This window comes from Nostoc sp. (genome assembly GCF_036919595.1).
In the GTDB taxonomy this organism is placed as follows: Bacteria; Cyanobacteriota; Cyanobacteriia; order Cyanobacteriales; family Nostocaceae; genus Nostoc.
Genome location: NZ_JBALCO010000170.1, coordinates 14,512 through 40,662 on the forward strand (window position 1 = coordinate 14,512; position 26,151 = coordinate 40,662).

At 39.4% G+C, this 26,151-nt stretch carries 22 protein-coding genes and 2 pseudogenes; 17 read left to right on the top strand and 7 right to left on the bottom strand.

The annotated features are described in order from the left end of the window. Positions 1–10 precede the first annotated feature (10 nt). Both V7K21_RS26230 and mltA read left to right on the top strand, forming a co-directional pair. Entirely contained in the window at positions 11–1,363 is a 1,353-nt protein-coding gene (locus tag V7K21_RS26230; RefSeq protein WP_335178412.1) for a proton extrusion protein PcxA, read from the top strand. A 353-nt stretch (positions 1,364–1,716) separates the two neighbouring features. Continuing rightward, a complete protein-coding gene (gene mltA, locus V7K21_RS26235; RefSeq protein ID WP_335178414.1) occupies positions 1,717–3,000 on the top strand; it encodes a murein transglycosylase A in 1,284 nt (427 codons plus the stop codon). Positions 3,001–3,141: 141 nt separating this feature from the next. Here mltA and V7K21_RS26240 read toward each other — a convergent pair whose 3' ends face one another. From V7K21_RS26240 to V7K21_RS26250, 3 genes are all read right to left on the bottom strand, one after another. Continuing rightward, positions 3,142–3,375 (bottom strand): DUF3134 domain-containing protein, encoded by a 234-nt coding sequence (locus tag V7K21_RS26240; protein ID WP_179074150.1) that lies wholly within the window; start codon positions 3,373–3,375, stop codon positions 3,142–3,144. Positions 3,376–3,577: 202 nt separating this feature from the next. Further along, complete coding sequence (locus tag V7K21_RS26245) at positions 3,578–4,006, bottom strand: hypothetical protein (RefSeq protein ID WP_335178416.1); 429 nt, start codon at positions 4,004–4,006, stop codon at positions 3,578–3,580. A 1,072-nt stretch (positions 4,007–5,078) separates the two neighbouring features. Beyond that, positions 5,079–6,386, bottom strand: a complete 1,308-nt coding sequence (locus V7K21_RS26250; RefSeq protein ID WP_335178418.1) for a substrate-binding domain-containing protein — start codon at positions 6,384–6,386, stop codon at positions 5,079–5,081. A gap of 804 nt (positions 6,387–7,190) precedes the next feature. Between V7K21_RS26250 and V7K21_RS26255 the strand changes: the two are divergent. Further along, a pseudogene (locus V7K21_RS26255) lies at positions 7,191–7,292 on the top strand (IS1/IS1595 family N-terminal zinc-binding domain-containing protein); the annotation flags it as partial. Positions 7,293–7,303: 11 nt separating this feature from the next. Then, positions 7,304–7,429 (top strand): annotated as a pseudogene (locus tag V7K21_RS26260) (ISAzo13 family transposase); the annotation flags it as partial. A gap of 237 nt (positions 7,430–7,666) precedes the next feature. Here V7K21_RS26260 and V7K21_RS26265 read toward each other — a convergent pair. After that, a complete protein-coding gene (locus tag V7K21_RS26265) occupies positions 7,667–8,701 on the bottom strand; it encodes a PstS family phosphate ABC transporter substrate-binding protein (protein WP_335178420.1) in 1,035 nt (344 codons plus the stop codon). A 1,654-nt stretch (positions 8,702–10,355) separates the two neighbouring features. Here V7K21_RS26265 and V7K21_RS26270 point away from each other — a divergent pair. From V7K21_RS26270 to V7K21_RS26325, 12 genes are all read left to right on the top strand, one after another. Continuing rightward, positions 10,356–11,585 (top strand): choice-of-anchor tandem repeat GloVer-containing protein, encoded by a 1,230-nt coding sequence (locus V7K21_RS26270; protein WP_335178422.1) that lies wholly within the window; start codon positions 10,356–10,358, stop codon positions 11,583–11,585. Between the two features lie 901 nt (positions 11,586–12,486). Continuing rightward, positions 12,487–13,104, top strand: coding sequence for a hypothetical protein (locus V7K21_RS26275; RefSeq protein ID WP_334725221.1), 618 nt, complete (start codon positions 12,487–12,489; stop codon positions 13,102–13,104). Positions 13,105–13,122: 18 nt separating this feature from the next. Then, complete coding sequence (locus tag V7K21_RS26280) at positions 13,123–13,494, top strand: hypothetical protein (protein ID WP_335178424.1); 372 nt, start codon at positions 13,123–13,125, stop codon at positions 13,492–13,494. Next, on the top strand, positions 13,448–16,195 hold the full coding sequence (locus V7K21_RS26285; RefSeq protein WP_335178426.1) for a hypothetical protein: 2,748 nt from the start codon (positions 13,448–13,450) through the stop codon (positions 16,193–16,195). Before V7K21_RS26280 ends, V7K21_RS26285 begins: the two co-directional genes overlap by 47 nt. A 166-nt stretch (positions 16,196–16,361) precedes the next feature. Then, positions 16,362–17,198, top strand: a complete 837-nt coding sequence (locus tag V7K21_RS26290; protein ID WP_442948921.1) for a hypothetical protein — start codon at positions 16,362–16,364, stop codon at positions 17,196–17,198. Between the two features lie 177 nt (positions 17,199–17,375). Further along, complete coding sequence (locus tag V7K21_RS26295) at positions 17,376–18,437, top strand: hypothetical protein (protein ID WP_335178430.1); 1,062 nt, start codon at positions 17,376–17,378, stop codon at positions 18,435–18,437. A 113-nt stretch (positions 18,438–18,550) separates the two neighbouring features. Next, a complete protein-coding gene (locus V7K21_RS26300; protein WP_335178432.1) occupies positions 18,551–19,375 on the top strand; it encodes a hypothetical protein in 825 nt (274 codons plus the stop codon). Positions 19,376–19,506: 131 nt separating this feature from the next. Next, on the top strand, positions 19,507–20,211 hold the full coding sequence (locus V7K21_RS26305; RefSeq protein ID WP_335178433.1) for a hypothetical protein: 705 nt from the start codon (positions 19,507–19,509) through the stop codon (positions 20,209–20,211). Further along, positions 20,208–21,800 (top strand): hypothetical protein, encoded by a 1,593-nt coding sequence (locus V7K21_RS26310; RefSeq protein ID WP_335178435.1) that lies wholly within the window; start codon positions 20,208–20,210, stop codon positions 21,798–21,800. Before V7K21_RS26305 ends, V7K21_RS26310 begins: the two co-directional genes overlap by 4 nt. A 124-nt stretch (positions 21,801–21,924) precedes the next feature. After that, a complete protein-coding gene (locus tag V7K21_RS26315) occupies positions 21,925–22,497 on the top strand; it encodes a hypothetical protein (protein ID WP_335178437.1) in 573 nt (190 codons plus the stop codon). Positions 22,498–22,847: 350 nt separating this feature from the next. After that, positions 22,848–23,087, top strand: coding sequence for a hypothetical protein (locus V7K21_RS26320; RefSeq protein ID WP_335178439.1), 240 nt, complete (start codon positions 22,848–22,850; stop codon positions 23,085–23,087). A gap of 63 nt (positions 23,088–23,150) precedes the next feature. Then, positions 23,151–23,408 carry a hypothetical protein gene (locus V7K21_RS26325; RefSeq protein ID WP_335178441.1) on the top strand — a complete coding sequence of 86 codons (258 nt, stop codon included), beginning with the start codon at positions 23,151–23,153 and terminating at the stop codon, positions 23,406–23,408. A 54-nt stretch (positions 23,409–23,462) separates the two neighbouring features. Here V7K21_RS26325 and plsY read toward each other — a convergent pair whose 3' ends face one another. Next, positions 23,463–24,140, bottom strand: coding sequence for a glycerol-3-phosphate 1-O-acyltransferase PlsY (plsY, locus tag V7K21_RS26330; RefSeq protein WP_335178443.1), 678 nt, complete (start codon positions 24,138–24,140; stop codon positions 23,463–23,465). Positions 24,141–24,217: 77 nt separating this feature from the next. Further along, on the bottom strand, positions 24,218–25,492 hold the full coding sequence (locus V7K21_RS26335) for a DUF3086 domain-containing protein (protein WP_335178445.1): 1,275 nt from the start codon (positions 25,490–25,492) through the stop codon (positions 24,218–24,220). Between the two features lie 94 nt (positions 25,493–25,586). Here V7K21_RS26335 and V7K21_RS26340 point away from each other — a divergent pair, with 94 nt between their 5' ends. Beyond that, entirely contained in the window at positions 25,587–25,712 is a 126-nt protein-coding gene (locus V7K21_RS26340) for a hypothetical protein (protein WP_335178447.1), read from the top strand. 12 nt (positions 25,713–25,724) lie between these two features. Here V7K21_RS26340 and V7K21_RS26345 read toward each other — a convergent pair whose 3' ends face one another. Beyond that, entirely contained in the window at positions 25,725–26,141 is a 417-nt protein-coding gene (locus tag V7K21_RS26345) for a DUF3119 family protein (protein WP_334792739.1), read from the bottom strand. Positions 26,142–26,151 lie beyond the last annotated feature (10 nt).

Sequence of the window (26,151 nt, forward strand, 5' to 3'; positions counted from 1 at the left end):
TGCTGGATGATTGTCTGCAATGAAAAACTCTGTTTTTAGCCAAAAAATTTATTCCTTCTTACTTGCTGCTTATCGACGGTACTTACAAACTCCTGAACGTTCTTTACATGAAGCTTACGATGCAGCATTAAAGATTCAGGAAATAGAAAATAAGCATTTCAATGGTAATAAAATAGACACTGACTCAGCCATGTACAGTAACAGTGTGATGGATTATTTTGAGTCAGACCTCAAGAAGCTATTAAAAATTGTCAGAATGCGGCTGACAGAGTTTAGAGCAAGCCGTTGGTTCCTAAATGAAGAAAATAAAAAAGCTGCTCAAAAAGCAGGTATAGAGCATCCAAGTCCTTCTTTAATTTTAGAAAAGCTAAACTTTATCGATCAAGTTATATCCAAATACACAACAAATTCTGATCAAATAACTTCTAAAGCTTTAGTAGTCAAACCTGCAAATATACCAGTTAACTCTGTAATATCGGACAACAAGTCGTTGCTCGTCAATACTCCAACGTTACCACCAAAAATACCAATTCAAGACTTGCATAAAAAACCAAAACAGAGTAAAGTCGATACAACAGGCGTTTTACCGCGCTCTATTTTAAGTACTATCACTCGTCTACAAGTTGAATTAGATCCTAACTCTGAAAAAGAAGTAATTCAGAGTTTTCGTCAGGCTCAAAGAAGAACAATAATATCTGTCAGATTTATTTTATTATTAATTATCGTACCACTTTTGACGCATCAGATAGCAAAAACTTTCGTAGTTGGACCATCTGTTGAACGGTTTAGAAGCAGTGAGCAAATGCAGATATTCCTCAATTCAGAAATGGAAGAGGAAGCACTTGCAGAATTACAAGGATTTGAAGAAAAGCTCAAGTTTGAGAATTTTATCAGAAATGCCCCTCCACTGTCGTCTGAACAGATGGAAATTGAAATGACACATAAGGCTGTAGAGCTAGCTGAAAAATTTCGTCACGAAAGCTCTAATGCTATCAAAAATGTTTTTGCAGATATTTTCTCCGTGGGTGCTTTTATCTGGCTTTTGGTTGTCAGCAAGTCTTCTATTGCTATACTCAAAGATTTCTTTGATAATATTGTCTATGGACTTAGTGATAGTGCCAAGGCATTTATCATCATTTTGTTTACCGATATATTTGTAGGATTCCACTCTCCTCATGGGTGGGAAGTACTTCTAGAAGGTGTATCGCGTCATTGGGGATTACCAGCAAATCGAGATTTTATCTTCTTATTTATTGCTACATTTCCAGTGATTTTAGATACCATTTTCAAATACTGGATATTCCGATATTTGAACCGGATATCGCCTTCAGCAGTTGCCACTTACCGTAATATGAATGAATAAGGAATTGGGCATTGGTGAGCTAGTGGCTTGGTAATTTATCTCGCTTGTAGCAACTGGCGTCAAAAACAAACAATAAATAATATTTGATTATGTTTTGCTTTATTGCCGTTTACCTAGTAGACTGTGGCAATAGTTTACCTACCTTTAACAAGGATTTTTCCTCTAGTTAAGTCTAATTAATTGAGATGGTAACTGGATTTACGCACCCGCTGTACTAGTAGTCTGTGTGATTAATTTTCAGAGGTTCGTAATGAGTGATAAATCGCTTGAGTGCGAACTTTCACAACCCATCAACACTAATGACATAAACCACAATTTGGTGGAGTATGGGAAGGCAAAAATTTTTAATTTTGATGAAAAATACACTTACTAGGTTAAGAAAGTTCAACAAAGTTATCTGTATCAGCTTACCTGTGGTTTTGTCGATTTTGCTGGTGCGGATGCAATCTTTGGCGCATCGAGAACTCAGTCCGCTAGAATGTCGTGTGAAAAAGTGGGATATACCAGTTTCCTTGACTGCTGAAAATCAAAATGTATTTACACAAAAGCAAAAAACAGTATTAATCCAGAGATTACCAGTTACTTGTTGTCAGGGTGATACCTCTTGTTTAGATGAAGTTCTATATGGAGAAATACCAGACAAAAAGGCGCTGGTAAGTGCGATCGCTCGCAGTCTCCAATATCTGCAAACAGCTAATGCGGTGGCTGCTTATCAAAACTATAAAGTGGCTGAAATTAAACGCGTTCGCGTGTTCAAAAGCTTGGAAAGATTCCGCGAACTCCTATTAAAAACTAATTCTGCAACCGAATTACATCAAGCCATTGAGCGGGAATTTGTTCTTTACCAGTCAGTTGGTAAAGACAATAAAGGTTCCATTTTGTTTACCGCCTATTATGAACCGCTTTACGCAGCCAGTCGCGTCCCTACAGCAGAATATCGTTATCCTGTTTATCGATTACCTCCTGATTTAAACTCCTGGTCTAAGCCTCATCCTACACGCCTGGAGTTAGAAGGAGTAGATGGTTTACAAGGCGCAAAAGGGAAATTGCGAGGATTAGAGTTATTTTGGTTTCGCGATCGCCTCGAACCATATCTAGCTCAAATTGAAGGTTCAGCAAGACTTCAGCTTCCTGATGGGAGTCAAACAACAATCGGCTATGCTGGTCATATTGCTTATAACTACAAAAGCATTGGGCGAGAATTAATGAATGATGGCAAATTACCCCTAGAAGGTATAACTATGCCAATTATTCTCAATTATTTCCAAAAGCATCCCCAAGAATTAAATATTTATATTCCGCGCGATCGCAGTTTTGTTTTTTTTCAAGAAAACCACGGTGAGCCAGCCCAAGGTTCTATCAACGTCCCACTAACAGCAGAGCGTTCTATCGCTACAGATAAATCACTCATGCCTCCTGGTGCTTTAGCGTTGATTCACACTTCTATTCCCTTTGTTAATCTTACTGGAAAAATGGAGGAGCGCATCGTTAGTCGGTATGTTCTTGACCAAGATACCGGAGGTGCAATTAAAGGCGCAGGTAGGGTAGATTATTTTTTAGGTACTGGGAAATTAGCAGGCGATCGCGCTGGTGTTACAGTTAGCAATGGACAATTATTTTATCTATTACTCAAGTAGTTAACTTAACCTGAAATCGGCGATTTCTAACCACATGTACATAGTCAAAACCCGCCTGCGCGGGTTTCAAACTCTTAATTTTCCATTAGCTCAGGTCGGTGTAGCTCTCGTTTGTATAGCTACGAATTTCATTCGCCAGGGCTAGGCTTCAATATCCATATCAGCATCATCATCGTCATGATCGTAAGGGATATCGTCAAGGTCGATCATTTCTGAAATCTCTTCTACTTCATTTAGATACTCAGATTCTTGATGTTCACGCTCGATTAGACGACCAGTTGACTTTAGCCATTCCAAGAGAATAAACTCATTACTTGTACGAATTACAGGCGCTCGTTGGTTACGAGGTTCTTCACGCAAAGGACTTATAGGCATAAAAAAAACTCACTTTGAATTATGGGTGACTGTACAAAAGCAGGAAAATTGTACATTAAGGTTAAAAGGCTTGTTATACAAGACTTTTATAAATAGATGAAATATGAATTATTGAGTTTTTTATCTCTAGTCCGTCTAGTTACTTACCATTAAAATGTCTTTGTGTCAGTCCTAAATAATAAATATTTAAGTGGACGCGATATCACAAGGCATTTGGCAGCTTGGCGAGAGTTTCATACATATTAGAGGGTAATGCAGACAATCTGTTCGCGACAGCGACTGCATCAGCTAAGTTGCTAAATTGACACCGGACAATCTCTTGTCCATTTCCTGAGGGGAATCGCTTGCTAGCTTTGCTAGATACAGCACAAATAATCGCTAAAGCTTTGGCGAACCCATCTTTTGTCAATATTGTTTCTTTAGCGAACCCTTCAACAGGGATAAGGCAAACCTCAAACCGATAGCCAGGTCTGGGAGAAACAGCTATGTCAATGTACGGTTTATCTTCTTTCCTGATTCTGCGTAAATATTGGGCTGTCGAATTAGCATCGTGTAAATCAGTGCCAAGGGCATAAGTAAAGAAACAATCTTCTGTCAGGGATTCAGGACGGGTAATTATATCTGTTGCCATAAGTTGAAGTACTAACCGTATATTATTTGGGCTTGTGACACATTAAACTTGTCCGTTCTTCTTAGCACATTTTTGGAAAGTGAGATATACCAGTTTTACACAAGGTATTCCAATACAGTTTGGCTAACTAAAAATTTTAATTTTTGCAATGCTGAACACTCTTGTCTCTAAAGGATAGATTGCCAATATCAACTGACATAAAACACCTCCACAATCTAAGGGTGTAGAGATTTAGATTTGAAGAGGCGTCTACTACAGTCAGTTACATGACCTAAAATATTTCTAAACTATCTAATTATAACATTATAACATAGTTGATGGTTGAACTTTTTTCAATTACTTTGACCCATACATATCAGGCCACTAACAATAGTAAGGTTGTATTCAATTCCGACTTTTAAATAACTAAATACATCTATAGACTAACTTCATATGTTATTAAGTTTACATTAATTCAAAATAAATACTTACTATACTCGCCTCATCTCATAAACTAAACTAGGCACTGTTTCCGGTTTGCTCAAATCCTTATTTTTAGATTGTAGTCAGTGCCCAACCCCAGATTACCATGCGGGTTCTCCAAAAGAGTACAAGCCCACGCCAGTCGGGAGATTCATCCATTCGGTTATCCCAAGACTATTTTGTTCACCTTTTTTCGTGGTTATAAACTCCTAAAATTACTAGACAGCACTCAAATTAGCTCGTACAATAATATCTATCGTTAAAATTTTTGTCACCAGCACTTGCTAAATCCTCAAAGCCAAAGATGCTATTCCCTAACGGTTAGGTGGGTTAGGTTTCGAGGGTTTTGATGTTAATAACGATACTTTTAAAACATCCTTTAAGAGCGATCGCAATGACAAACTCTCTGATATTTATTTTTCCCGATTTATTGCCTTATATTTTCTAAAAATTAAGAGCATCTTTACGAGTTATTGACATAAATAATCGCCTAAATAAATCCCCAGGATTGTAAATATAATCCTGGGGCATCATCTTCATATCCTGTCTAAGATATTTATAAATCTAAAAGAGGCAAGGGCGGTTAAAACCAAAAACGGTATTCACGCAATTATGGATTCAAGGCATCATTAACGTAAGTATTGACAACGCCTTTAGACAGAGTTTTAATCGCAGCTGGAAGCGGAGCATAGCCACGAGCTGTAGCTATATTGTCTGCGGCGGTGGTTCCTAAAGCCCAGCCGATGAATCCTTTAATCCCATTTGCTACCTTAACGTCTGCGTATTTGTCATAAAATAGCATGTAAGTTGCGGTAACAATGGGATAAGCATTTGCAGCTGTTGGATCAGTAACTACGAGTTTAATCCGCCGAGGACTTGCATCTTGGTCAGTCGCACCGACAAAAGCATTTCCAATTGAAGTTGGTGAGATGGGGTTGTAAGTACCTGCCTTGTTCTGTAAGACAGCAGCTTGCAGACCATTAGCTAACCGCGTAGAATTATCCACATAACCAATTGCACCAGCAGTAGTTTTGATCTTGGTGGCTACACCTTTACTTCCTGAGGCAAATTGGAAATTGGCTGGCCAAACAACTGTATTGGCTGGTAGTGGATTGGGTATACCGCCAGCAGGTTGAGCAATACTTATCTGACCAACTCCTCTGTTCCATGTAGCACCAAATGCCGCCTTGAGATGACTGCTTAAAGTAAAAGTGTTGCCACTATTGTCACTACGACGTACTACAACGATGGGCTTATTTACTGCAATTATTGCGCCGCCATTATCTGCTTTAATTTTGGCATCATTCCAATTTGTGATGGTGCCGTTAAAAATACCAAGGTAAGTAGCTCGTGAAAGTTTAATTCCACCTGCTGGTACATTTAGACCAGTGGGGTTGTAAGCTAACGCAATTCCGAAGGTGATCACAGGCACTTGGATGGGGGTACCACTATTGGGACCGGCACTAAGTTTTTCTGTTCCTGTTATGGGGTCATCAGTATTTGCAAAAGAGACTGGACGTAAGATGGTAGCAGTATTAGTAGCTGTTAGTGGTGGTGGGGTTTGAGTGAAAAAAGCTGTTACCCCTACACTACTATTAATCGAAGCATATCTGAATGTTACGAGCGGATTGACTGCTCCTGGAGGATTGAGGGTTTTAGGATTTCCAACACCGTAAGTGTTAAACCATGAGCCTTGTGGGGCATAAGGAGAGGTAGTTCCTGTACCCACTAACAAAGTATTTATACTGCCTCCACCTGCACCATTTATGGAGGTTACTCCAGATGGTGCAGGAGTGGTGGAGGTCTGAGCTAAAGATTTCTGAGTAGCAGATTGACCTACTACTAAACCAATTGTAATGACAAATAGAGAAATTGAACTTGCAAACTGGGTCAATCGACGAGCGCGATAAAAAGCCATGTCTTGCTCCTTGAAATTAATTTCCGGTTCTACACCATATCAAATCCAAATCAAGTGTCAAACCAGCGATTATAAATAACCTTTTATCAGCACAGTAAACTTGCATAAAAAAGCTATTTATGAAACAAAGGTTTGCACAAAACTATTCATCATGTAGAGCAAATTAAAAGCAAAGCTTTAAAAATATAGAGGGTGTTAAACTATTCCTAATTTATCCTCTCATATAATTATTTGCTAGTTAAAAACTCTACATTCAATGTAAGTTTGTATAAATAAACATTCAGTGGCTTTAGTAGAAGGAAATGGTTAATAGGTACTATTAATCATGCCTAAATTACCATTTTTAGTCTCTCATTCCCTTTTCAAAAGCCATGTTTAATTTCACCTACTTAATTATTTGGTATGGCAAGTTCATCGGAATTCTAAAAATTACTTTCTTTAATGCATATATGCAGCAGTTCGCCACAAACTACCGCTAAGTGCGAAGTAAAGAAAGTCAGAATTTCACAAATCTTTTAGGACTGCTATGGTTAATAGCTAGTTAATTTTTGCCAATGAAATCAACCCTATAATGTTAAGATTAAGCTTAGATTATAAAATAGTTAAAAAACTTACATATATATTTTTTGGTAATTTAGAGGTGTTTAAAAGGTAATTTATATGGCAATTATTATTCTTTTTACAGAGAAAATAAATGCCCTTCACTTAATATAGGACTTACGCATTGACAGAATAACAAAATAGTGCGCTTGCATAATTGAAGTATGAATTAGAGCGTAGGTGTAGCCCGTCGTAGACATCGCTATGCAGTGCCCAAAGTGTGCATCAACTCATATTCCCAAGAACGGAAAAAAGGGAGTAAACTGTGGGCACATATGTGTTCATTGTGGTCGTCAGTTTATAGATAGTCAGACTGACCAAGTTTTAAAAGCCAGAGATTGTATACACGCTTAACTGCAAGTCAAGTAAGGAAACTATTAATTGAAAAGTCTAGCTATTGTGATAAACAGTTACCAACTGAAGAAACAATTCGTGTCAAATTAATTTCCAGTTAAACACCATATCAAATCCAAATCAACGAGTTGAAAACCCTAGCAAATCATTGGGTAAAATACAGTCCTTTCATAGTGGCGTAACGTCTTGCACTCCTACTGCGTGTTGTATGCAAACGAGAATCGCTATGAATAAAACCTCAGGATTGTAAATATAATCCTGAGGCAGAATTTTCATATTTTTGTCAACATCTTTTCTCTGATAGTCTGCTAGGTTAATTTATAAACCTAAGGAACAGAACCATATCCGAGAGATGGAGCTAAAGCTTTTGCAGCTGTAATGAACCCTTTAAAGTTTAAGTCTGAGTAATACAAGAAATAAGTTGCTCCGGAAATGGGATAAGCACCTGCACTCTTAGGATCGGTCAAATTATCAATTCTAGTCAGCTTCTTATTAGTACCGTATGTTACAACAGTCCCATCTTTAATAGCCGCTGTAATTGAAGCTGGTGAGACAGCAATATACTTACCTGCCTTGTTAAGTAAGAGTGCAGCAGGTAGCTTTTTAGTTAAACGGGTAGCATTATCCACATAACCAATTGCACCTTTATTACTTGTGATCGTAGTGGCTAAACCTCCGCCACCAGTAGCACCAATGAAAGCGCCTGGCCAACTAACAATTGTACCCACTCCTCTATTCCATACATCAGCTGCTGGAACACCTGGAGTTTTACATACAGTATTGAGATGACTGCTTAAAATAAAAGTGCTACCACTTGAGTCAGCACGATATACAACTTTGATGGGTACATTGAGTGCTATTTGGCTACCGTTATCTGCACTAATGCTCTTATCGTTCCAATTTTTGATGTTACCGTTCAAAATACCACAGTAACTAGCTCGTGAAAGCTTAAGTCCACTTGGTGGTACAGTAAGACCATTAGTGTTAAAAGCTAATGTGATTCCGACACCTACCAGAGGCACTTGGACGTAACCACGACCGCCAGTAACTTTTTCTGTTCCTGCTACGGGGTCGTCACTATCTGCAAAAGTGAGTGGGCGAGGAGTACCAGCTGGTGGGGTTTGAGCGAAAAAAGCTTTTAACCCTGCGCCACTACCATTTGCAGTATATGTGAATGCAAACTGCGATTTTAGAGCTGTAAATAAAGCACTTACAGTACTTGCACCTGCACCATTACCTATAGAGGGCAGAGCTAGAGATATCTGAGTAGCAGATTGACCTACTACTAAACCAGTTGCTATGGCAAATACAGAAATTGAACTTGCCAAATAGGTCAATGGACGATTAAGATAAAAAGCCATGTCTTGCTCCTTCAAATTAATTTCCGGTTCAACACCTTATCAAATCAAAATCAAGTGTCAAACTGGTGATTATAAATAACCTTGATATAAGGACAAAATATTGGCATTATAAAGGTTATCAGTAAATCAAAAGTTTTCACAAAGCTCTGAAGAATGTGAGTAAACTAAAGGTAAAGTTTTCAAAGATGTAGAGGGCACTTAGCTATTGCTAATTGACCCTATCACATTATTCTTTGCTACTTAAAAACTCTCCAGTTATAAGTAAGTTTGTAGAAATAAATCTTGACGGGCTTTCTTATCAGGAAGTGTGGTTATTAGGTACTATGAGTCATACCTCAATTCCTATTCTCAGTCTCTTATTCCCTTTTAAAAGCCATGTTTAATTCTACCTACTTACTTATTTTGGATGGCAATTTTATCTAAGATTATGAAAATCACTGTCTTTAAATGCACATGCCCAGCAGTTTGACACAAGCTACTGCTAAGGTGCTAAGTAAAGAAAGTCAGTATTTCACAAATCTTTTAGGTAGCTAATAGCTGTTAAAATTTGCCAACTAAATCAATAATATAAGCTCAAGGTAAAGTTAAAGTAATGATTGAATTATGGAATGATTAAAAAACTTAAATAATATTTCTGGAATTTAGAGGTGTTTTAAAATTGGTTTTTGTCACATTTTTTATTCTCTCCAGAGTAAAATATAAAATTTTCGCTTCTTTTATATGGTTTTCCTTAATTAAGCTTTTTTTAGAGGTATTAATAAGTATTTAATAGAGTTTACGCAGTTGATAAATTAATCAGCGCGTGTATTAACAAAAATACGTTGTTTTAGCATTTTATCAATCATCCTTTTATTAGTTGCATAGGCGTAGCCCAACCTAGACGTTGCAAAAAAATAGCTGAAAAATCTAGTTATCATACCAGAAACCTGTATTTCAGATTTAGTGTTTTATGTCAATGGGTAAATCATAGTATTAGCCCTTTGAAAGTGGATAAAAATTTTGTTCAAGAAACTCCTTTTTAAGCTCTTGATGTGGTTAAATAAGATGCTTTTGTGTCTCAGCAGTAAACAGGGCTGGATGCAATACTTTTGGGTTAAGGATTTTTGGTATTGATTTTAGCTATGTAGAGACGTTGCAAGACAACGAACGTTTCTACAAAAGATTTTGGGCTTAATACCATTTTTTTGTGAGGCTGCGCCAAACCCTTTTAACTTCTTTCTTTCTTTGCGTCCTTTGCGGTTCGTTTTTCTTTCTTATACTTAAATATGGTTTAGCGCATCTTCATACAGAATTGCTACAACCCAAGCGTATTGGGGCTGGATGAGTTGGATGTCTGTCTTAGACACCTTTAATTTGACGAGGGGTTAATTTAATAGCCAAGCGATCGCTTGGCTATTATACAAATTGGAATAATCATTAAATATCTTTCGTAAAAGTATTGTTTTAAAAGCATTTGAGATTATCCTCTCACAAAAGTAATAAAAAAGCTTTATTTTGTCAAAATTTGGGGTTTTTCCCCATTTTTTGTGTTGCTCACGACATCTAAAAAAAAAAAAGTTATTTATGCTACTAAACGAAGTCATCAACGAGGTCAATTTTACGTTATTGACTTAAGCGCTGTATCCAGTCTCATCAAATTTTTTCTAGGTTTTAAATGAACAACACTAATCTGTACAAACAACGTCAAAACAAAAATAGGGTATCAATTTTAACTTCACTAGCTGTTTTGGCTTCTCCATTGGTATTGCCTTTACATCAAGCTGTTGCTGCATCATTGACTACTGTTGCAAATTTCAACGGTGCTAATGGATCTGCGCCAAGAGCTGGTGTATTTCAGGGTAAGGATCTCAATCTTTATGGAACCACTTCTGCTGGTGGCTCATCTAACAACGGAAGTGCATTCAAGTTGAGTGGTGCCGGTTTCAGTACTCTGACCACACTGATCAACTTTACGGGAACAGCCCTACCCAATAGAGGAACTAATCCAATTGCTAGATTATTCCAGGCAAGCAATGGCAATTTATATGGGGCGACCTTTACAGGTGGCGCAAGTAACCTCGGTACATTGTTTAGCTTGGCATCACCAGCTTTTACAGGTCTGACAACTCTTGTGAATTTTACTGGCATCAGTAATGGAGCTAACCCAGCAGGCCGACTGATTGCGGATAGCACTGGCAATGTTTTGTGGGGGACAACCTCGGCAGGTGGGGCCAGTAATAAAGGAACTATATTTAATGTTCCGCTGAGTGGCAGTCCAGTCACCACTGTAATCAGCTTCACCGGTACTAATGGAGCAACCCCATTAGCAAGATTGCAACTGGTGACTACCAATGGAAGCTACTATGGCACTGCCTCTTTAGGTGGAGCAAGTAATAAGGGAGTTGTATTCAAGTACACTCCTGCTAATCCTATTGCTACTAGGTACAGCTTTTCTAGCTTTACTGGCGCTAATGGGGCAAGTCCAGAGGCTGGATTAACTGTATCTAGCGGATTCCTCTACGGCACTACTAGGTTAGGTGGAGCCAGCAATGTAGGTGCTATATTCAAAGTTCCAATTGGAACAGCCACCAATCCTATCGGTGCACCCGTTTTAGTTGCCAGTTTTAATGGCGCTAATGGGGCCAACCCGAAGGCTGCGCTTACACCAGGAGCAAGCAGTGGTATTTTCTATGGCACAGCTTCTACTGGCGGGGCAAATAACAAAGGAGTTGTCTATCGATTGAATGTTGGAACTACTTCAACTATCACCCCGTTGATTAGTTTTAATGCCACTAATGGGGCAACGCCAGAGTCCACGCTAATTTCGGTCGGTACTGATTATTACGGTACTGCCTCTGCTGGTGGCACTTCTGGAAAGGGAACTGTATTTAAATTTACACCATAACCTGAAGATAATCTGCGTATAAAATAAATAGTAAAACGTAGATTTGAAAAATGTTGATTAATTATTTTCAGATAGTTAGGAAGCGTGGCTATCTGAAAGTAATTATGGACAGTGGGAGAAACTAAATTTCCTAAAATGGAAATAAAATTGCTGTAACCAGTGCCGTTATAATAATTTATACATAATTTCTCTGAGATCATCTCCGTTTAATTGCCCTTAATTAAGAGAACCTCATCCCGCCTATAGCTAAAGCTACAGGCTCCCTGCCTCTAATCCCCACTTGGTAGGGGTACCGAGTTTTCCTACTAAGGCAAGGGCTGCTCTTGAAAAGTCACGCACGAATCACAAGTAATTTGCCAGACATTATATGAAATGTCTAATAATGCCCAATCAGCTTTAAGAGGTCATCAGTGATAGCATAGATGGTAATAATTTAATTCAACATAAATTCCTTCTAATTTTTCTCTGGAGGGAATTTTATTCATTAAATGATCTCCTTGCCTGAATCAATAACTGGCAACCTGGGTTAATAGTACATCCTATGAGGATAATATTTTACAAAGCGGTTGCTTGGAGAGAATAAAATGTTTTTCTACAGAAGCTGTAACTATCGCTATTGTGTGACTCTGGTGAAGTAATAACGAGTTTAAACGATGAAGTCAGATTTGTCAGGGAATTAACGATGCCTGGCGGCAAGCCCTAGGTGACGCTCGTACCTTCATACTTAATTAAATAAATATTAATGCTTTCTTAACTTAACTTAATACGAATTTATGTATAGTATAGAACTTTGCTAAACTTTATAAGTTGAGGAAAAATGAGTATTCAATCATGTAAAATTAGAAATAATTGTAAAATTTTAGACAACCAACACTCAAGTACATTATAGGAAAATTAGCAAATGTCTAGACAAAGTTCTCACAAGAGAAACTTTTTCAAAGCTTTAACTGGTAGCGCTGTCAAAGGATCTCAGAAGTTAAGACTGGGACTGGAATCCAGCTTGATTATTCTGGTTGAATCTATACCTTTTTTGATTGCTTGTGCTGTATTTATAAGCGTTATCAGCCTAAAAAGTCCTATCCTGCTTTTTTGTTTACTAGTTGGTAGTTTAATTGCAGTCATTACCCAGCAAATTGGGCAGCAGGTGAATTTACCAAGGCGATCGCTAATATTATTACAAATTTTAGCAGCAGCAATCATTCTGAGTTTGTATTGGTTAGACTGGTTTGCAGCCCCCGCACAAGCACAGTTTTTTGGAGAAGCTGAAAAGTTTTTCAAAAGAAACTTAGGTGGAGCAGCAACAAATGGTGGTGGTAGTGAGACAGCAATAAGTTTGATATTTAATGTGTTGCGGGCGATTTACTTACTCTATATTGCAATTTCTCTGGTTGGTGTAATTAACGCAGTACGTAAAGATGAAGATTGGCAAAGCATTGCCAGAACTCCCCTATTAGTCGTTGTTGCTGTTACCATTGCTGATGTACTCACACGCTTTGTAATTGGCCCACAAGGGCAGTAAATAATTCAGATATTTCAAATGTCTCAAGAGCGGGAACAAGAATTTCGTCCAGTCAATCAGGTTCTGGGAAGTCAACCTTCATTAGGGCCAATTCCTGCCGATCAAATTCTTCCTTGGACGGTAATTGCCTTAGCCTCCTACTTTATTATCAATGGAATTTTGGGGGGGATTTTCCAAGAAGAGTTTCAAAAATGGTTGTGGACAATACTAATGACTGGTTGGGGAATTGGAACTTGGTGGATATTAACTGGTGGTAGGAGTTGGAGTTTTTTAAGTAAATTTATTGGTGTTCCCGCTTGGACAAGAGGCTTTGCACGTTATCAAAGCTTACTGGAAGTTAACCATGAAGCAAAAAATCGGAAAACAAAGCGTCAGCGTCGCCGGAAATGAAAGTAGATTAACACCATTTGAAGATGCCTTACACTTGGCGACAATGCTGCGTGTCGCAATGAATGGACGTGATATTGGCGCTTACCTTTTGACAAAAGGCACTCAGAAAGATCGATTCTGCTTTGTTTTTGGTTTTGACTGTAAGGGAATTCATACCACTTTAAGACCTGAACAAATAGACACACTTTTTAATAACATTGAAGCAGGATTGAAAGATATCCCTAGCGGTGAAAGAATGACACTGCATTTGGGATCTTTTAGTTCCGATAAAGAGCGCCAAAAAGAATTAGCAACATTAATTAGGAATGCGCCATCACGAGATATCAAATATTTGTTGATGGCGGAAAGAGCTAGAGTCAAAGAACTTACTAGTTCTGGTGTTCGGAAGCCGAAATTTTTGCGAATTTACGTCACTTACACGATTGAATCTAACTCGCAACATGCAGACGATTGGATAGAGAAACTTTTAGTCAAAGCTGAATCATGGTGGTTGAAATTCAAAGGGGATCTCTCAGAAGTAGAAAACCAACGTATTGAAACACTGATCACAAATGCTTATAAACAGGGTTTTCTCCGCTGGGAACAAACTTTATCTAACCAAATGGGATTGGATGTCAAGCCTTTAACAGCTGTTGAACTCTGGAAGGAGATATGGAAAAGGTTTAATGATACACAGCCAATAGAGATTCCCCAGTTGATGACTTTAGATGAACAAGGACTGCATGAGCAAGTTAATTCAGATTTAGCTAGTACTAAATTGCTTATAGACAATATCCACGGCACAACTTTGCTGATGGAGTCTAGCGTACCTTGTGCCGATCGCCGCTGGGTTAATGTTAACAATCGTTATATTGGCGCACTGTCATTTCTGGAAAAACCCGGAGGTTGGCCAAATAAGTCTGCTCAACTGCGCTATTTATGGGAACTGTTGGCCAGAGAAAGAGTAGTAGATACAGAGATTTTTTGTGAGTTAACAGCGGCAAATCCAGCAGTGGTGAAAACTACTTTGCAACGAGTGCTGAAACAGTCAAACATGACGACAATCATGGCTCAAGAAAAAAGTAAAACTATTGATGTCAACGCTCAATTAAAGTTGAAGAAATCGGTAGCAGCACAAGAACAATTATTTGAAGGTGCAGTCCCGATTTATACGAGTATCGCTATTTTAGTACATCGTCCAACTGTAGAGAAATTAGATGAGGCAACAAGATATATTGAAAACTGTTTTCAACGTCCAGCAAGGGTAATTAGGGAAACTGAGTACGCCTGGAAAATTTGGCTGCAAACTCTACCGATAGTTTGGGAGGGTTTGTTAGCAACACCCTTCAATCGTCGCCAGCTATATTTAACAAGTGAAGTTCCGGGATTAATGCCTTTAGTTTTAACTAAAAAAGGTGATAGGCAAGGCTTTGAGTTGATTGCTGAAGAAGGCGGAACACCCGTACATTTAGATTTGTTTAATCAACACAAAAATTTAGCATTGTTTGCCACAACTCGTGCAGGTAAATCGGTGTTGGTATCAGGGATTTTAACTCAGGCTTTGGCGCATGGCATTCCTGTAGTGGCGTTAGATTTCCCTAAACCTGATGGTACATCTACTTTCACTGACTATACAGAGTTTATGGAGAAGAATGGAGCCTATTTTGATATCTCTAAACAATCAAATAACTTATTTGAACAGCCAGACTTACGATCGCTAGAACCAGAACAACAGCGCGATCGCTTTAACGATTATACCGCCTTCCTAGAATCAGCTTTAATGACAATGGTTTTAGGATCATCGACTGAAAGTCAAATTTTATCGCAAACCGTGCGATCGCTGCTCAACTTAGCATTAGAAGCCTTCTTTGCTGATCAGGGCATAAAAGAGCGATATATACAGGCGATGGCAGGGGGATTTGGCACTCAGGCTTGGCTGAAAACTCCTACCTTAAAAGATTTTCTGTTTTTCTGTTCATCAGAACACTTGCAGCTAAGTTCTTTAACTGGCAGAGTAGAAGACGCCCTCAGTCAAATTCAGCTGCGCTTGCGGTTTTGGCTTTCTAGCCGCGTGGGACAAGCTATTTCTGCACCATCTAGCTTTCCTACCGATGCCCAACTTTTAGTTTTTGCTCTCAGAAACCTATCAGATAGTGAAGATGCAGCCGTACTATCCTTGAGTGCCTATTCAGCAGCACTACGACGCGCATTAAGTAGTCCAGCTTCCATATTCTTTATCGATGAAGCGCCAATTTTATTTGAATTTGAGCAAATTTCTGACTTAGTTGGCAGAATTTGTGCTAACGGTGCTAAAGCCGGTATTAGAGTCATTTTATCAGGACAAGATCCTGATACTATTGCCAAATCTAAAGCTGCATCTAAAATTTTGCAAAACCTGACAACACGATTGATTGGACGCATTCAGCCAGTTGCAGTGGATAGTTTTGCAGACATCTTAAAATATCCCCGCCAAATTATTTCTCGTAATGCGTCGGAAAGCTTTTTTCCCCGTAAAGAAGGCGTTTATAGCCAATGGCTGCTAGATGATAACGGTATTTATACATTCTGCCGTTACTATCCAGGTTACGAACAATTGGCAGCAGTTGCTAATAACCCCTCAGAACAAACTGCACGCAGTAAAATGATGCAACTTCACAGTAATAAATATGAAGCAATTTCTGCATTTGCACGTCAGTTAGTGGCTACTCTACGTAGTAGTTAATCGGGTTCTGTAAGCAGTTAACAGCGATTCAAAAGTTAGAAATCATAGTTAAAAAGTTAACTTTTTAACTTATTGCTTAATTTTGTCTACCTTTTTCAGGCACAGATGTATGCGGAAAACTACCATTTTTACTTTTACGTTGCTATCCCTGGCAATCTTACCAGCAATGGCACAAGTTCAACTTGGATCGGGATTAGGCGAGGTTTGGACTAATTTTAAATTATATTCCACAGATATGGGAAAATACTTTCAAAATAATCTGAGCGAAAACTTAAACCCTGTAGAAACACAGAGTCGAAATGCTCTTGATAGTGCCAAGGGAAATACAGAATTGAAGATACCTAACCCCGTCGATGCAGGACAAAATGTTCGTGATAACATTATCAACGAATCTTATCGTTCAGAATCTAAAGCAAGCCGCTTTGAAAATAATGCAGCGGTACGGGCAAATTTAGTTAGTAATGAACTCAATCGTTTTATTACTCGTGGAGCAGCGGAAGCTATTCTTGGTAAAGATGGACAAAATCGGACACAAGTAAAGTTAGAAAATACTGAAAACACACTGAAAAGTATTGCAGATTCTACCGACGAGGCGGATGTAGGGAGCAAAGCATTTATTGATAAAGCTCGCAGTTTTATTCCTACATCTCTTGCTAAGACTGTAGCTGCTACTGCTGGAGATATCGCAACTACTGGTGCTATTTCGGCTTTATCACAATTAATAGGTGCTACTCAATTGCAAAGTATTAAGATTCAACAGGCACAATCACAAATTGTAGGTGAAACATTTGCTCAAACAATACAAACGAATCAGTCTTTACAATATTCTAATTTAAATTTAGCGAATATTTCTCAGCAGGTAGAAGAGGCAAATCGCGCTCGGAGATTAGATACATCTACAGAAGCGGCGCGACTTTTACGAGCTACTTCTCAACTAGATTTGTTTAGAAGTCCTAGTAAAAAAGAAGTTAATAAGTCTGATTTTAGGATAAAAAAACTCTAATTTTCCATCCAATCAATTTTTAAAATCCTTAAACTTTTTACAAACCAACAGCAAATCTAAAAAAACGGTTTGGTAGGGTGCGTTAGGCTGTCGCTAACGCACCGAAAGCATCTTGGATGGTGCGTTACGTTTCTAACGCTCCCTACGAAATCTAAAAAAACAGCCCATCAACTCAAAATGCAACTTGCTATTCAACTAATTTTTGCCCAAGTAGGTGCCCAAGTAGGCATTGATGAGGTTCTTAATAATGGTGCCGCAACTTCTCAAAGTATTGCCGATGGTTGGAATCAACAATGGCTGGATTTATTACAAAATAATACCAGTAATAACTTGTATGGAGCGCTGACAAATCTGGGTATTTTTTTTGCGGTAGGAACCCTGTTATTTTTTATGATACAATTCCTCAAAGACTTAATATCCTACGAATATAGTCGTCCAATATCAGCTTTAATCTGGCCTTTTCTGGTGGTGATTCTCTTAAGTAATTCAGGGAATGGAAGTATGCTTTCTAATCTGACACTGGGAGTAAGGTATGTTTTAAACAATGTGAATCAGGGAGTGGTGGACTCAGCAGATAAGGATAAAATATACCAACAAGCGCTGAATATGAGTGTTGCTGAAGAAGTAACTGGTTCTTTTCTGCGTCCTTGCCAATCGCTAACTGGCGCTCAACAAAATCAGTGCTTTGTCAGCGCTGCCGATAAAATCAATATTATATTGCAGAAATATAGAAATACATACGGAAGGAAAATTTGGATAAATAGGCTACAAACTAAGTTAGATAATATTAGATATAACAAAGGCTTTGTATCAGAAACCTCATTTAATTCTTTGTTAGGTTCTACAGTCCAAACAAGCATCAAAAACTTTTTAGTTTCCTTACAATATGCCTTCCAGAATTTGATAGAAGCTACTATGTTGCTGATAGCGGTTTTAGGGCCAATAGCCGTAGGTGGGTCTTTACTACCTGTAGCTGGTAAACCAATTTTTGCATGGGTGACCGGATTTTTATCTATTGGAATTGCCAAGATTTCATTCAATATTATTGCTGTGCTGACTGCCGCAGTTATTGTAAATGGGCCAGGCCAAAATGCTAATGCTGATCCAGACTTAATGTGGTTCATAATTTTTCTGGGAGTTTTAGCACCAATTTTATCGTTAGTTGTGGCTGCTGCTGGCGGTTTTGCGGTTTTCAGTGCTATCAGCAATACGGCTTCTTTAGTAAAGGAGAGGATATAGGAAACTCCAAATTCCAGATGAATAAAATTTTGGCAAGTGTCGTAATTGCTGAATTATATGCAAATGATAATTTATATAGAATAGCTGAAGTTTTTTGCATAAGAGGTGAGTAAATGGTGCGTTTACTAGAAAAAAGACAATCAATAGCAAGTGTTTTGACACTTTTTGCGATCGCAACCTTCAGTTTACATATATTAGTTTTGTTTTTATTCTTATTACAAGGGCTAAATATTCGCCAACTTAGTCTGCGAAAACCTCCAAACTTTGTGCAATTAATAGATGGGAAACCAGTAGGTAATATCGATGATTTAGCAAGAGAACCAGAAGCAATTCGCCAATTCATCAGCAAAACGATGATATCAATGTTTACCTGGTCTGGAACCTTACCACCACAAAATATTGAAGAAGTTGCAAACCCCAAACCTGATTTAGGAATTCTTATTCAAACACCTCAAGGTGGTAGCCAAAAGGTTAGTACCAGTAGTTGGATAGCAAGTTTCGCCTTATCCGAAGACTTTCGCAAAGGTTTTTTAAGCACAGTTGCAGAAATGACACCAGCAGAAGTTTTCTCTGAGAATCCCAGCCTAATGATGACATCACAATTAGTTATTAAGCGGGTTTATCCGCCAAAACAAATTGCACCAGGAAAGTGGCGAGTAGGTATGGTAGCCGACTTAATTCAAAAAAACCGAGTTGGTGGTGCAAGACTCATAACTCCTTTTAACAAAGATTTACTTGTACGTGCAGCAGATTATTTTGGTAATCCTCAAGGCGACAATGGCACAGACTTACAAAAAGCAATTTATAGTGTCCGCGCTGATAGATTAGAAATTTATGAAGTTCGTAACTTATGTTTGCTAGATGGCAACAACAGCGTTAACAATGATAAATTTACACAATGCAGGGCTGGACAAACATCTGATAGCTTTATCAGATGAGTAGGTAGAGAGAGACGTGATTAATCGCGTACTGGGGAGTAGGGAATTAGCCTTTTCGAGTTTTACAGAGTTTTTTAAACAATCAAATAAGACGTATAGATTTATAATTCACTAATTTTATATAAATATAAATGCAAATACTCAAACCAGAAAATAGGAAAAATAACCCATTGCCACTGTTGGCAGTAGGAACATTTGGGTTAAATGTATTTACCCTGCTTTTACTACTATTTAACGGGTCTATGTTACAGCAGTTAGGTCGTAAACTCACACCTCAAAGTTTAGTGCAGCTTGTTGATGGTCGCACTATAACCGTAGACCCCGAACCAAATTTAGAGCGACAGCCAGAGGCTATTCGGCGGTTTGTGGGTGAAACCATGAGCCTAATGCTTACCTGGTCAGATCAACAGCCGCCAACGCAAGTCTGGGAAATTACCTCCCAATTGATAGCTGATAATTTTAAACAAAAACTGAAGTCAGAACTTACTAATTTAAATCCAGATAGCCAATTTGAAAATGTTAACAGAGGAGCAGAGAATGTATTAGTAATCCAAAAAATCTCTCAACCTACAGAAATAGGTAATGGACAGTGGAAAGTGGAGATGTTTGCTAATCAACTAGTTTTTAGCGGTTATGATAGGTTGGGAAAATCAACTTCATTTAATAAACAAATTTTAGTTAGAGCAATAGATGAACCCGCAACTTCCCTACCAAATGCAGCACTACCATTGCAGTCCGCAGCTTACCGCCTTGGTGAAGCCAGACTAGAAATTTATAATGTATGTGATATCAAAGATAAAAATTGTTCTGGAAATCCCAATCAAGCTTTACCATGACTAAATACTCAATTCCTGCGGAAACACCTGCTCAAAATGGATTTACTCTAACCACCGATGCTCACCAACAAGATGTAGAATCTTTTGATTGGGAATCGCGGATGTCAAGGTTAGTCGGCTTTGAAGAAGAATCTTCTACCGATGCCCAAGAATCAGAAGACTCTGCAACGCCGCAAGAGTCGCTATCTCTTCCACAAGAAGTTCAGACTAAGCAACCCCTCTCATCTAATCCCTTTGCAAAGTTAGGCTTGGTAGGGGCTGCTACCTTAGCGATCGTTTTGGTGGGTGGTGTGTTTTTGTCGCAGTTGATGAGTAGCAATCCCAAGCCAAAAAATATTGTTCCTCCACAAGTGCCTGAGCAGCCAACTGATGAATCTACCTCTCAACAGCTAGCAGGCGAAGTAGATACTCTAAAAACGAAATTAGCTCTGACTGAACAAGCGGAGATGGTGAAAGCCGCCCAACAACAGCTTAGAACTGCCAAATCAACGCCGACAGTAGTCTTAAAAGCAGAACCGTCAGTTTCTTCCAGAGGTACAGAAAGAGTGATCCCAATACCCCCACCATCAACAGCTTACGTACCTCGGACAGTGACAATTGAGCGCATCGTTAAAGTACCTGCTTCTCAACCTTTGCCATCGCCCCAAATACCAGTTGTACAGCCAAACACTCAACCCGTAGTCAGTATAACTCCACCACCTCCACCAAGCCCATTACAAGAGTGGGCAAGGTTAGCAAAGTTAGGTAGCTACGGTCAAGTAAGTCTCACTGATCAACCTAATAACATCGCAGCTGCTCCTGAACCTGCAAACAATCCGCAGCCACAGCAACAACAGACACCAAAACCGGAAACTCCTACTCCTGAGGTGAGTCAAGCGCAACCCGTGGGACAGAAATCTTTAGCAATAGGGACTAGTGCTAAAGCTGTGTTAGCAACAGCGATATTTGGGGAAACTACTACTAAATCAGGCGGTGGTGATGAAACAGGCGAAGGGAAAAACGTATTTGTGATCAAATCACAAGAAGCACTAAAATCTAAGGATGGTACTACCGTTATACCTGCAAACACTGAGTTCCTAGCTGAAATTAGTTCCATTAACGAACAAGGTCTTATGCAGATGAACGTAACTAAACTTATCTCGCAAAATAATGGCAACTCTACCGAACAAAGCTTACCCAGCAATGCAATTACTCTTCGCGGTGCCCAAGGTAAACCTTTAGTCGCAAATAAATTTCCCAGTCAAGGTTCGTCCATAGCATCAATGGATGCAGGACTATTCGTTTTGGGAGGTCTTGCTAAAGCAGCAGAGTTAGTAAATCTCCCTGATACTCATCTCCAAGCAGTTTCTCCAGTTACCGATGCCAACGGTACCACCACCAACACCACCACTAACAGCGGCTACATTACTACTATCACTGAGCCCAGACGCAACCTTGCCGCTGGAGTTGTGGAAGGTGGTTTGAACTCTGTAGTACCCCAAATTGCCCAACGTAATCAACAAGCGATCGCCCAAATGTCACAACAAACTAATGTTTGGTTTATGAAAGCCGGCACAACTGTTGAATTATACGTTAATCAACCAATCTAGTTTTAGGAGATAGGATTTATACCAATTTTAGATTTTTGATTGGGTAATGGTAATTGGTAATTAGTTTTCTTTGTATCTTTTCCATATTATTTTGTTCTATCTACCAATCTTCCCATTTGCAACCATGAAAAGTAATTCTAACTTGTCAGGAAATACCCCAGGTAATTCTTATTTCCTACCTATAGCTTCCTTAATTTTCTCGGTTGCTATGTTCTTGTTAGTAGGCCGCGCTGGTGCTAATAACGCTGTTTTGCGTTCCATATTTTCATGTCAAGCACAGGGTTTAGGGGGAGCAATACCTACGATCGACGTTTGGTATCAACAAGGAACAAACTTAAGCTTTATTCCGGCTGGAGAAGTAATTAAAAAAGTTTGGTTAAACGATCCATCACAGGTAACTATAGACTTTGATGGGCCAGTATGTATGCAGTTTGGTCAAGACTCTAATAGTAGTGGAGGAGATTGTAAAAACTCCGCAGCGAATGTAATTCAACTCAGACGGATTAAAAAACTGAATATTCCTGGGCTTCCTCCCACTAGCAATACACTTTTAACAGTTGTTACCGAAGGGCAAGGTAGAAATAGGTTGTATACTTTTCGAGTAATATATAAAACAGATAACCCGGAATATCACACTTTAGCAGTTTTTGCCGATCCTTCTGGTCAGGAAGGAGCTTGTGCTAGAGTTTCACAATAAATTTCTAGCAAAAGTACCAGACGACAACGACTGAAGTTTTCCTCCACAAAAAGCGCCAATGCTTACGTATATCTGCATTGTGGCTTTTCAAAAGCCTTGCTCTAATTCCCTCCTTAGAAAGGAGGGTTAGGGAGGATCTAAGTCTTTTAGCAGTTTTTTTATTTATAGGTACGGTTTAAGATAGATAATAGACAGTAGTATAGTTCAATCAATTAAAAAATGCTATAACTTAACCCTCTTAACTGACTCAGGCGTTTTCAGCATACATCTTTATAAATCTTTAGATAAAAACTAACTACAAATTCTAAATCCGTGCAAATATAAAGAAAAGCTTAAGAGGATACAGACTCATGGTGACTGCTAAAATGATGCAACAGCTCTGGGCTGTAATCGAATCTACCCAGGTCAGCACCCTGCTCCAGTTTGACGATGCTGCTTTAGTACAATTGCTCCTCCAGCAGTTAAAAGTTAAGCAGGGGATTGATGTCCAGGCAGATAGCACCCTCAATACTTATATAAAATCTAAACTGCCCCTGATTCGTGATACAGCCGAAGGTCGATTATCCTTCGGGCAAGGCGGCAATGATTAGCACGAGAAATCAAATAATTCCTCACTGCCAAGTATACGCTCATAGTTCAAACAGTGGAATATTATGAATCACTGGCTAGTAATTGCCCTTGTAGCTTATCTAATTGGAGCAGCGATTGAAGGGGTGAGTACAGCCAGTCAGTTATCTCATTCAGTGCCAGAACTAGCTAAAAGTACACAAGCTCATCCTTCAGATTCTGCCACTCCGTCTAGTTCGAGTTGGCGAGTTGTGGCCGCCATTGCCTCAGTAAGTATCTGTGGAGCTTTTTTGTGGCCTTGCCGTCTTTTCCACCGTTTAATTAAAGGCAAAGTTCATTCATAAGCTTAATCCGGCTGAAGTATGGGGCAAAAAATATATCTATTTGCAGTTGGTTAATTATGCAGTTTGTTCTGGTATCTCTACATTTTGCCCAATTTTTGGCTCCGTTCCCGCAAGCAGTCGTTCAATATTAGTGCGATGGCGCAAAATCACATACAATCCACCGGCAATCCCAAATAGAACATAGGGTAACGGTTGATGCCAAAGTATCATGAAAATGGAAACAGCGATCGCACCTGCAATTGAACTCAAAGAGACAAGCCGCGATATTGCCACAACGACGGCAAACACACCCGCTGTTGCTAAACCTACCTGCCAACTCATTGCCAACAAAATCCCCAAGCTGATAGCAACAGATTTACCACCGGTAAAGCCCAAAAAAATTGATTTACTATGTCCCAGGATGGCAGCTAACCCTACTATTGTTATTAACCAGGGTTGCCACGCTTGTGCATCTACCGTTGGGGGGATAAAATTTTGACTGGATGCAAAATGGAACAACCAGTAAACTATAGCGATCGCTAATACTCCCTTTAACGAATCAAGTATTAAAACCAATGCTCCTGGCCCTTTCCCCAAGGTTCTTAGTACATTAGTTGCACCAGTGGAACCTGAACCAACTTCCCGAATATCAATACCTTTTAACTGCTTCACAGCAATGTACCCAGTGGGAAAAGAACCCAGCAGGTAGGCTATGACCACAATTGCCCCACATCCGGTTAACCAAATAGCCATAATAAAATTTAAAATTCACTCATGCAAAATTCAAACAAGTCCAGAGAAATAGCTTTTAACTCTGGACTATTGACTAATTAAAAGTCATCATCATAGTTTCTCACGGTTTTGGGGTCAGGAGCAAAGGCTAACCACAGGGGAAATTGCAGCAGTGACAAACTGATTTGCTCCTCTGAATCGTCAATCATAATTAAGGGCAGTTGATTGGCCTTCGTCAATCGGTCTGCTTTCTGAGCCAGAGCATCAGACGCCTCAAATAATACTACACCTCGGTCTGGGCCAAAATCCGGACGACCGATTCCCAGACAGTCTTGCAAGCCGCGCCGCCATTCACCTAATCGCTCCGGTGTATTAGCTAAAACTAAAGTACGGACGCGATCGCCATACAGCTTGTGTAATATCGAAATTGCGGCTGAGGCAATTAAGATATTCTGTAAGCGGCTACCCATTGTCCGCAAACCACCCCGTCCCCCTTGAGTAAAAAACCAGTTGGAGACTCGTTCTGCGTGGATTGGTTCAAAGGTACGGCGTAGTTGCCACGCTGGTCCGTAGTAATCTGGTTTATTGCGGTATTGGTCAATTAGGCGGCGAATTTGCTTTGTAGTATCTTGAAATTGCTGTTGGGCAAATTGGGGTATTCCAGGTTGGGGTTCAACTGGTTTAGCCTCTTTTACAGATGGTTTTTCTCGTTCCACCACACTTGGTGTCAGTTGCAACTGTTCAGCGGCTGCGGCCAAATCCTGTAAGCTACCTGTGAGATAGTCTTTAAAACCCTGCACCCGAATTGCTAAGTCTTGGGATGCTCCGGCAAAAGTGGTTCGCATCTCGTTGCGGATACGTTCTTGACGGCGTTCTAGCTGTTCTACAGAAATTTGCAGCGCTTGTTTGCGTTGTTCTAATTGCACCAGTGACTCTTGCACGAGCCGTCCCAGTGAGCTTTGAGTTTCAGTCACTTGTAACTGAAGGTTTTTGTAAGAAGCTTGCAGCTTGGCTATTTCTTCCTTAAGGGCAGCTTCAGCGCTTTGCAACTCTGCCACTCGCTGCTCTGCCTCTGCATATAATGAATTATTTCCTGAGCCGATTTTTGACCCCAGTCCGACATTTCCGGCTTCTAACTGCGTTACAAACTCGCCATTTGAATTTTCTGTTAGCTCTACTGTAGAATCTACCACTTCTGCATTGGAGATGAGTGGCTCAAAAGTTGCGTAGTCTGGTGATGAGCTAATGGCTGCTGTTTCTACCACTAACTCAACAGATGGATTTACTGGATGTTCTACTGTATTGTTCTGTTCTTGTTTTTCTGCCAACCGCTCATCAATTGGTTCTGGGGTTTGAGATTCCTCTGGGTTCATAAACAATAGTGTAATTCCTATGACGCGAATAAATAGCTTTCAGAAATATTACAATTGACCTGCTATAAAAGTCCTGAGTCATTAGTGCTGAGTTATGAGTCTAGAGCAAAACGACTCAGCACAGATAGTACTCATACCAATTATTTGTGAAACTGCACAAAATCAAGCTTGGTCAGACTTGGGGATTTTGCCCCAGAGCTTGGGGCAACCTTATCGGTAATTAATGTCAGTACTAAATACGTGGACAACGTTGTTCTAAGCAATTTTTCAAGGTATTGGGGTCAAATAAAATCGGCAAAAAGTGAATGCTTTTAATTTCTTTAAAGTAAAACAGAATGGGGACTCCACTCCAAAATATCCGCCAGTTTTGCCATTCCTGGTAGGGAAAGCGCCGAATCAATTTTTCGCCTCTGTAAATATCTAAGTCGGTGGCGGTAAATTGTAAACGCAGCGTTAACGCCTGAAACATGAGAAACAAACCAAACAGTGTGAAAACGGAACCTACCAACGGTTGTACCAACAGTAGTGGAATGGCGGCAATCACCAATACTATAGGTATATTGTAACTAGGCTTGAGTTCCACAGTTGATGTGGAGTTAGGAGCAAATGAACTGGTCACAGTCTTAAATCCTGCTTTATTGCTAGGCATCTCTCCTATT

Bases quoted from the DNA above. Each gene is read 5' to 3' on its own strand.
- mltA (WP_335178414.1), top strand. From the start codon at position 1,717: ATGAAAAATACACTTACTAGGTTAAGAAAGTTCAACAAAGTTATCTGT.
- V7K21_RS26240 (WP_179074150.1), bottom strand. From the start codon at position 3,375: ATGCCTATAAGTCCTTTGCGTGAAGAACCTCGTAACCAACGAGCGCCT.
- V7K21_RS26245 (WP_335178416.1), bottom strand. From the start codon at position 4,006: ATGGCAACAGATATAATTACCCGTCCTGAATCCCTGACAGAAGATTGT.
- V7K21_RS26250 (WP_335178418.1), bottom strand. From the start codon at position 6,386: ATGGCTTTTTATCGCGCTCGTCGATTGACCCAGTTTGCAAGTTCAATT.
- V7K21_RS26265 (WP_335178420.1), bottom strand. From the start codon at position 8,701: ATGGCTTTTTATCTTAATCGTCCATTGACCTATTTGGCAAGTTCAATT.
- V7K21_RS26270 (WP_335178422.1), top strand. From the start codon at position 10,356: ATGAACAACACTAATCTGTACAAACAACGTCAAAACAAAAATAGGGTA.
- V7K21_RS26275 (WP_334725221.1), top strand. From the start codon at position 12,487: ATGTCTAGACAAAGTTCTCACAAGAGAAACTTTTTCAAAGCTTTAACT.
- V7K21_RS26280 (WP_335178424.1), top strand. From the start codon at position 13,123: ATGTCTCAAGAGCGGGAACAAGAATTTCGTCCAGTCAATCAGGTTCTG.
- V7K21_RS26285 (WP_335178426.1), top strand. From the start codon at position 13,448: ATGAAGCAAAAAATCGGAAAACAAAGCGTCAGCGTCGCCGGAAATGAA.
- V7K21_RS26290 (WP_442948921.1), top strand. From the start codon at position 16,362: ATGGCACAAGTTCAACTTGGATCGGGATTAGGCGAGGTTTGGACTAAT.
- V7K21_RS26295 (WP_335178430.1), top strand. From the start codon at position 17,376: ATGCAACTTGCTATTCAACTAATTTTTGCCCAAGTAGGTGCCCAAGTA.
- V7K21_RS26300 (WP_335178432.1), top strand. From the start codon at position 18,551: ATGGTGCGTTTACTAGAAAAAAGACAATCAATAGCAAGTGTTTTGACA.
- V7K21_RS26305 (WP_335178433.1), top strand. From the start codon at position 19,507: ATGCAAATACTCAAACCAGAAAATAGGAAAAATAACCCATTGCCACTG.
- V7K21_RS26310 (WP_335178435.1), top strand. From the start codon at position 20,208: ATGACTAAATACTCAATTCCTGCGGAAACACCTGCTCAAAATGGATTT.
- V7K21_RS26315 (WP_335178437.1), top strand. From the start codon at position 21,925: ATGAAAAGTAATTCTAACTTGTCAGGAAATACCCCAGGTAATTCTTAT.
- V7K21_RS26320 (WP_335178439.1), top strand. From the start codon at position 22,848: ATGGTGACTGCTAAAATGATGCAACAGCTCTGGGCTGTAATCGAATCT.
- V7K21_RS26325 (WP_335178441.1), top strand. From the start codon at position 23,151: ATGAATCACTGGCTAGTAATTGCCCTTGTAGCTTATCTAATTGGAGCA.
- plsY (WP_335178443.1), bottom strand. From the start codon at position 24,140: ATGGCTATTTGGTTAACCGGATGTGGGGCAATTGTGGTCATAGCCTAC.
- V7K21_RS26335 (WP_335178445.1), bottom strand. From the start codon at position 25,492: ATGAACCCAGAGGAATCTCAAACCCCAGAACCAATTGATGAGCGGTTG.
- V7K21_RS26340 (WP_335178447.1), top strand. From the start codon at position 25,587: ATGAGTCTAGAGCAAAACGACTCAGCACAGATAGTACTCATACCAATT.
- V7K21_RS26345 (WP_334792739.1), bottom strand. From the start codon at position 26,141: ATGCCTAGCAATAAAGCAGGATTTAAGACTGTGACCAGTTCATTTGCT.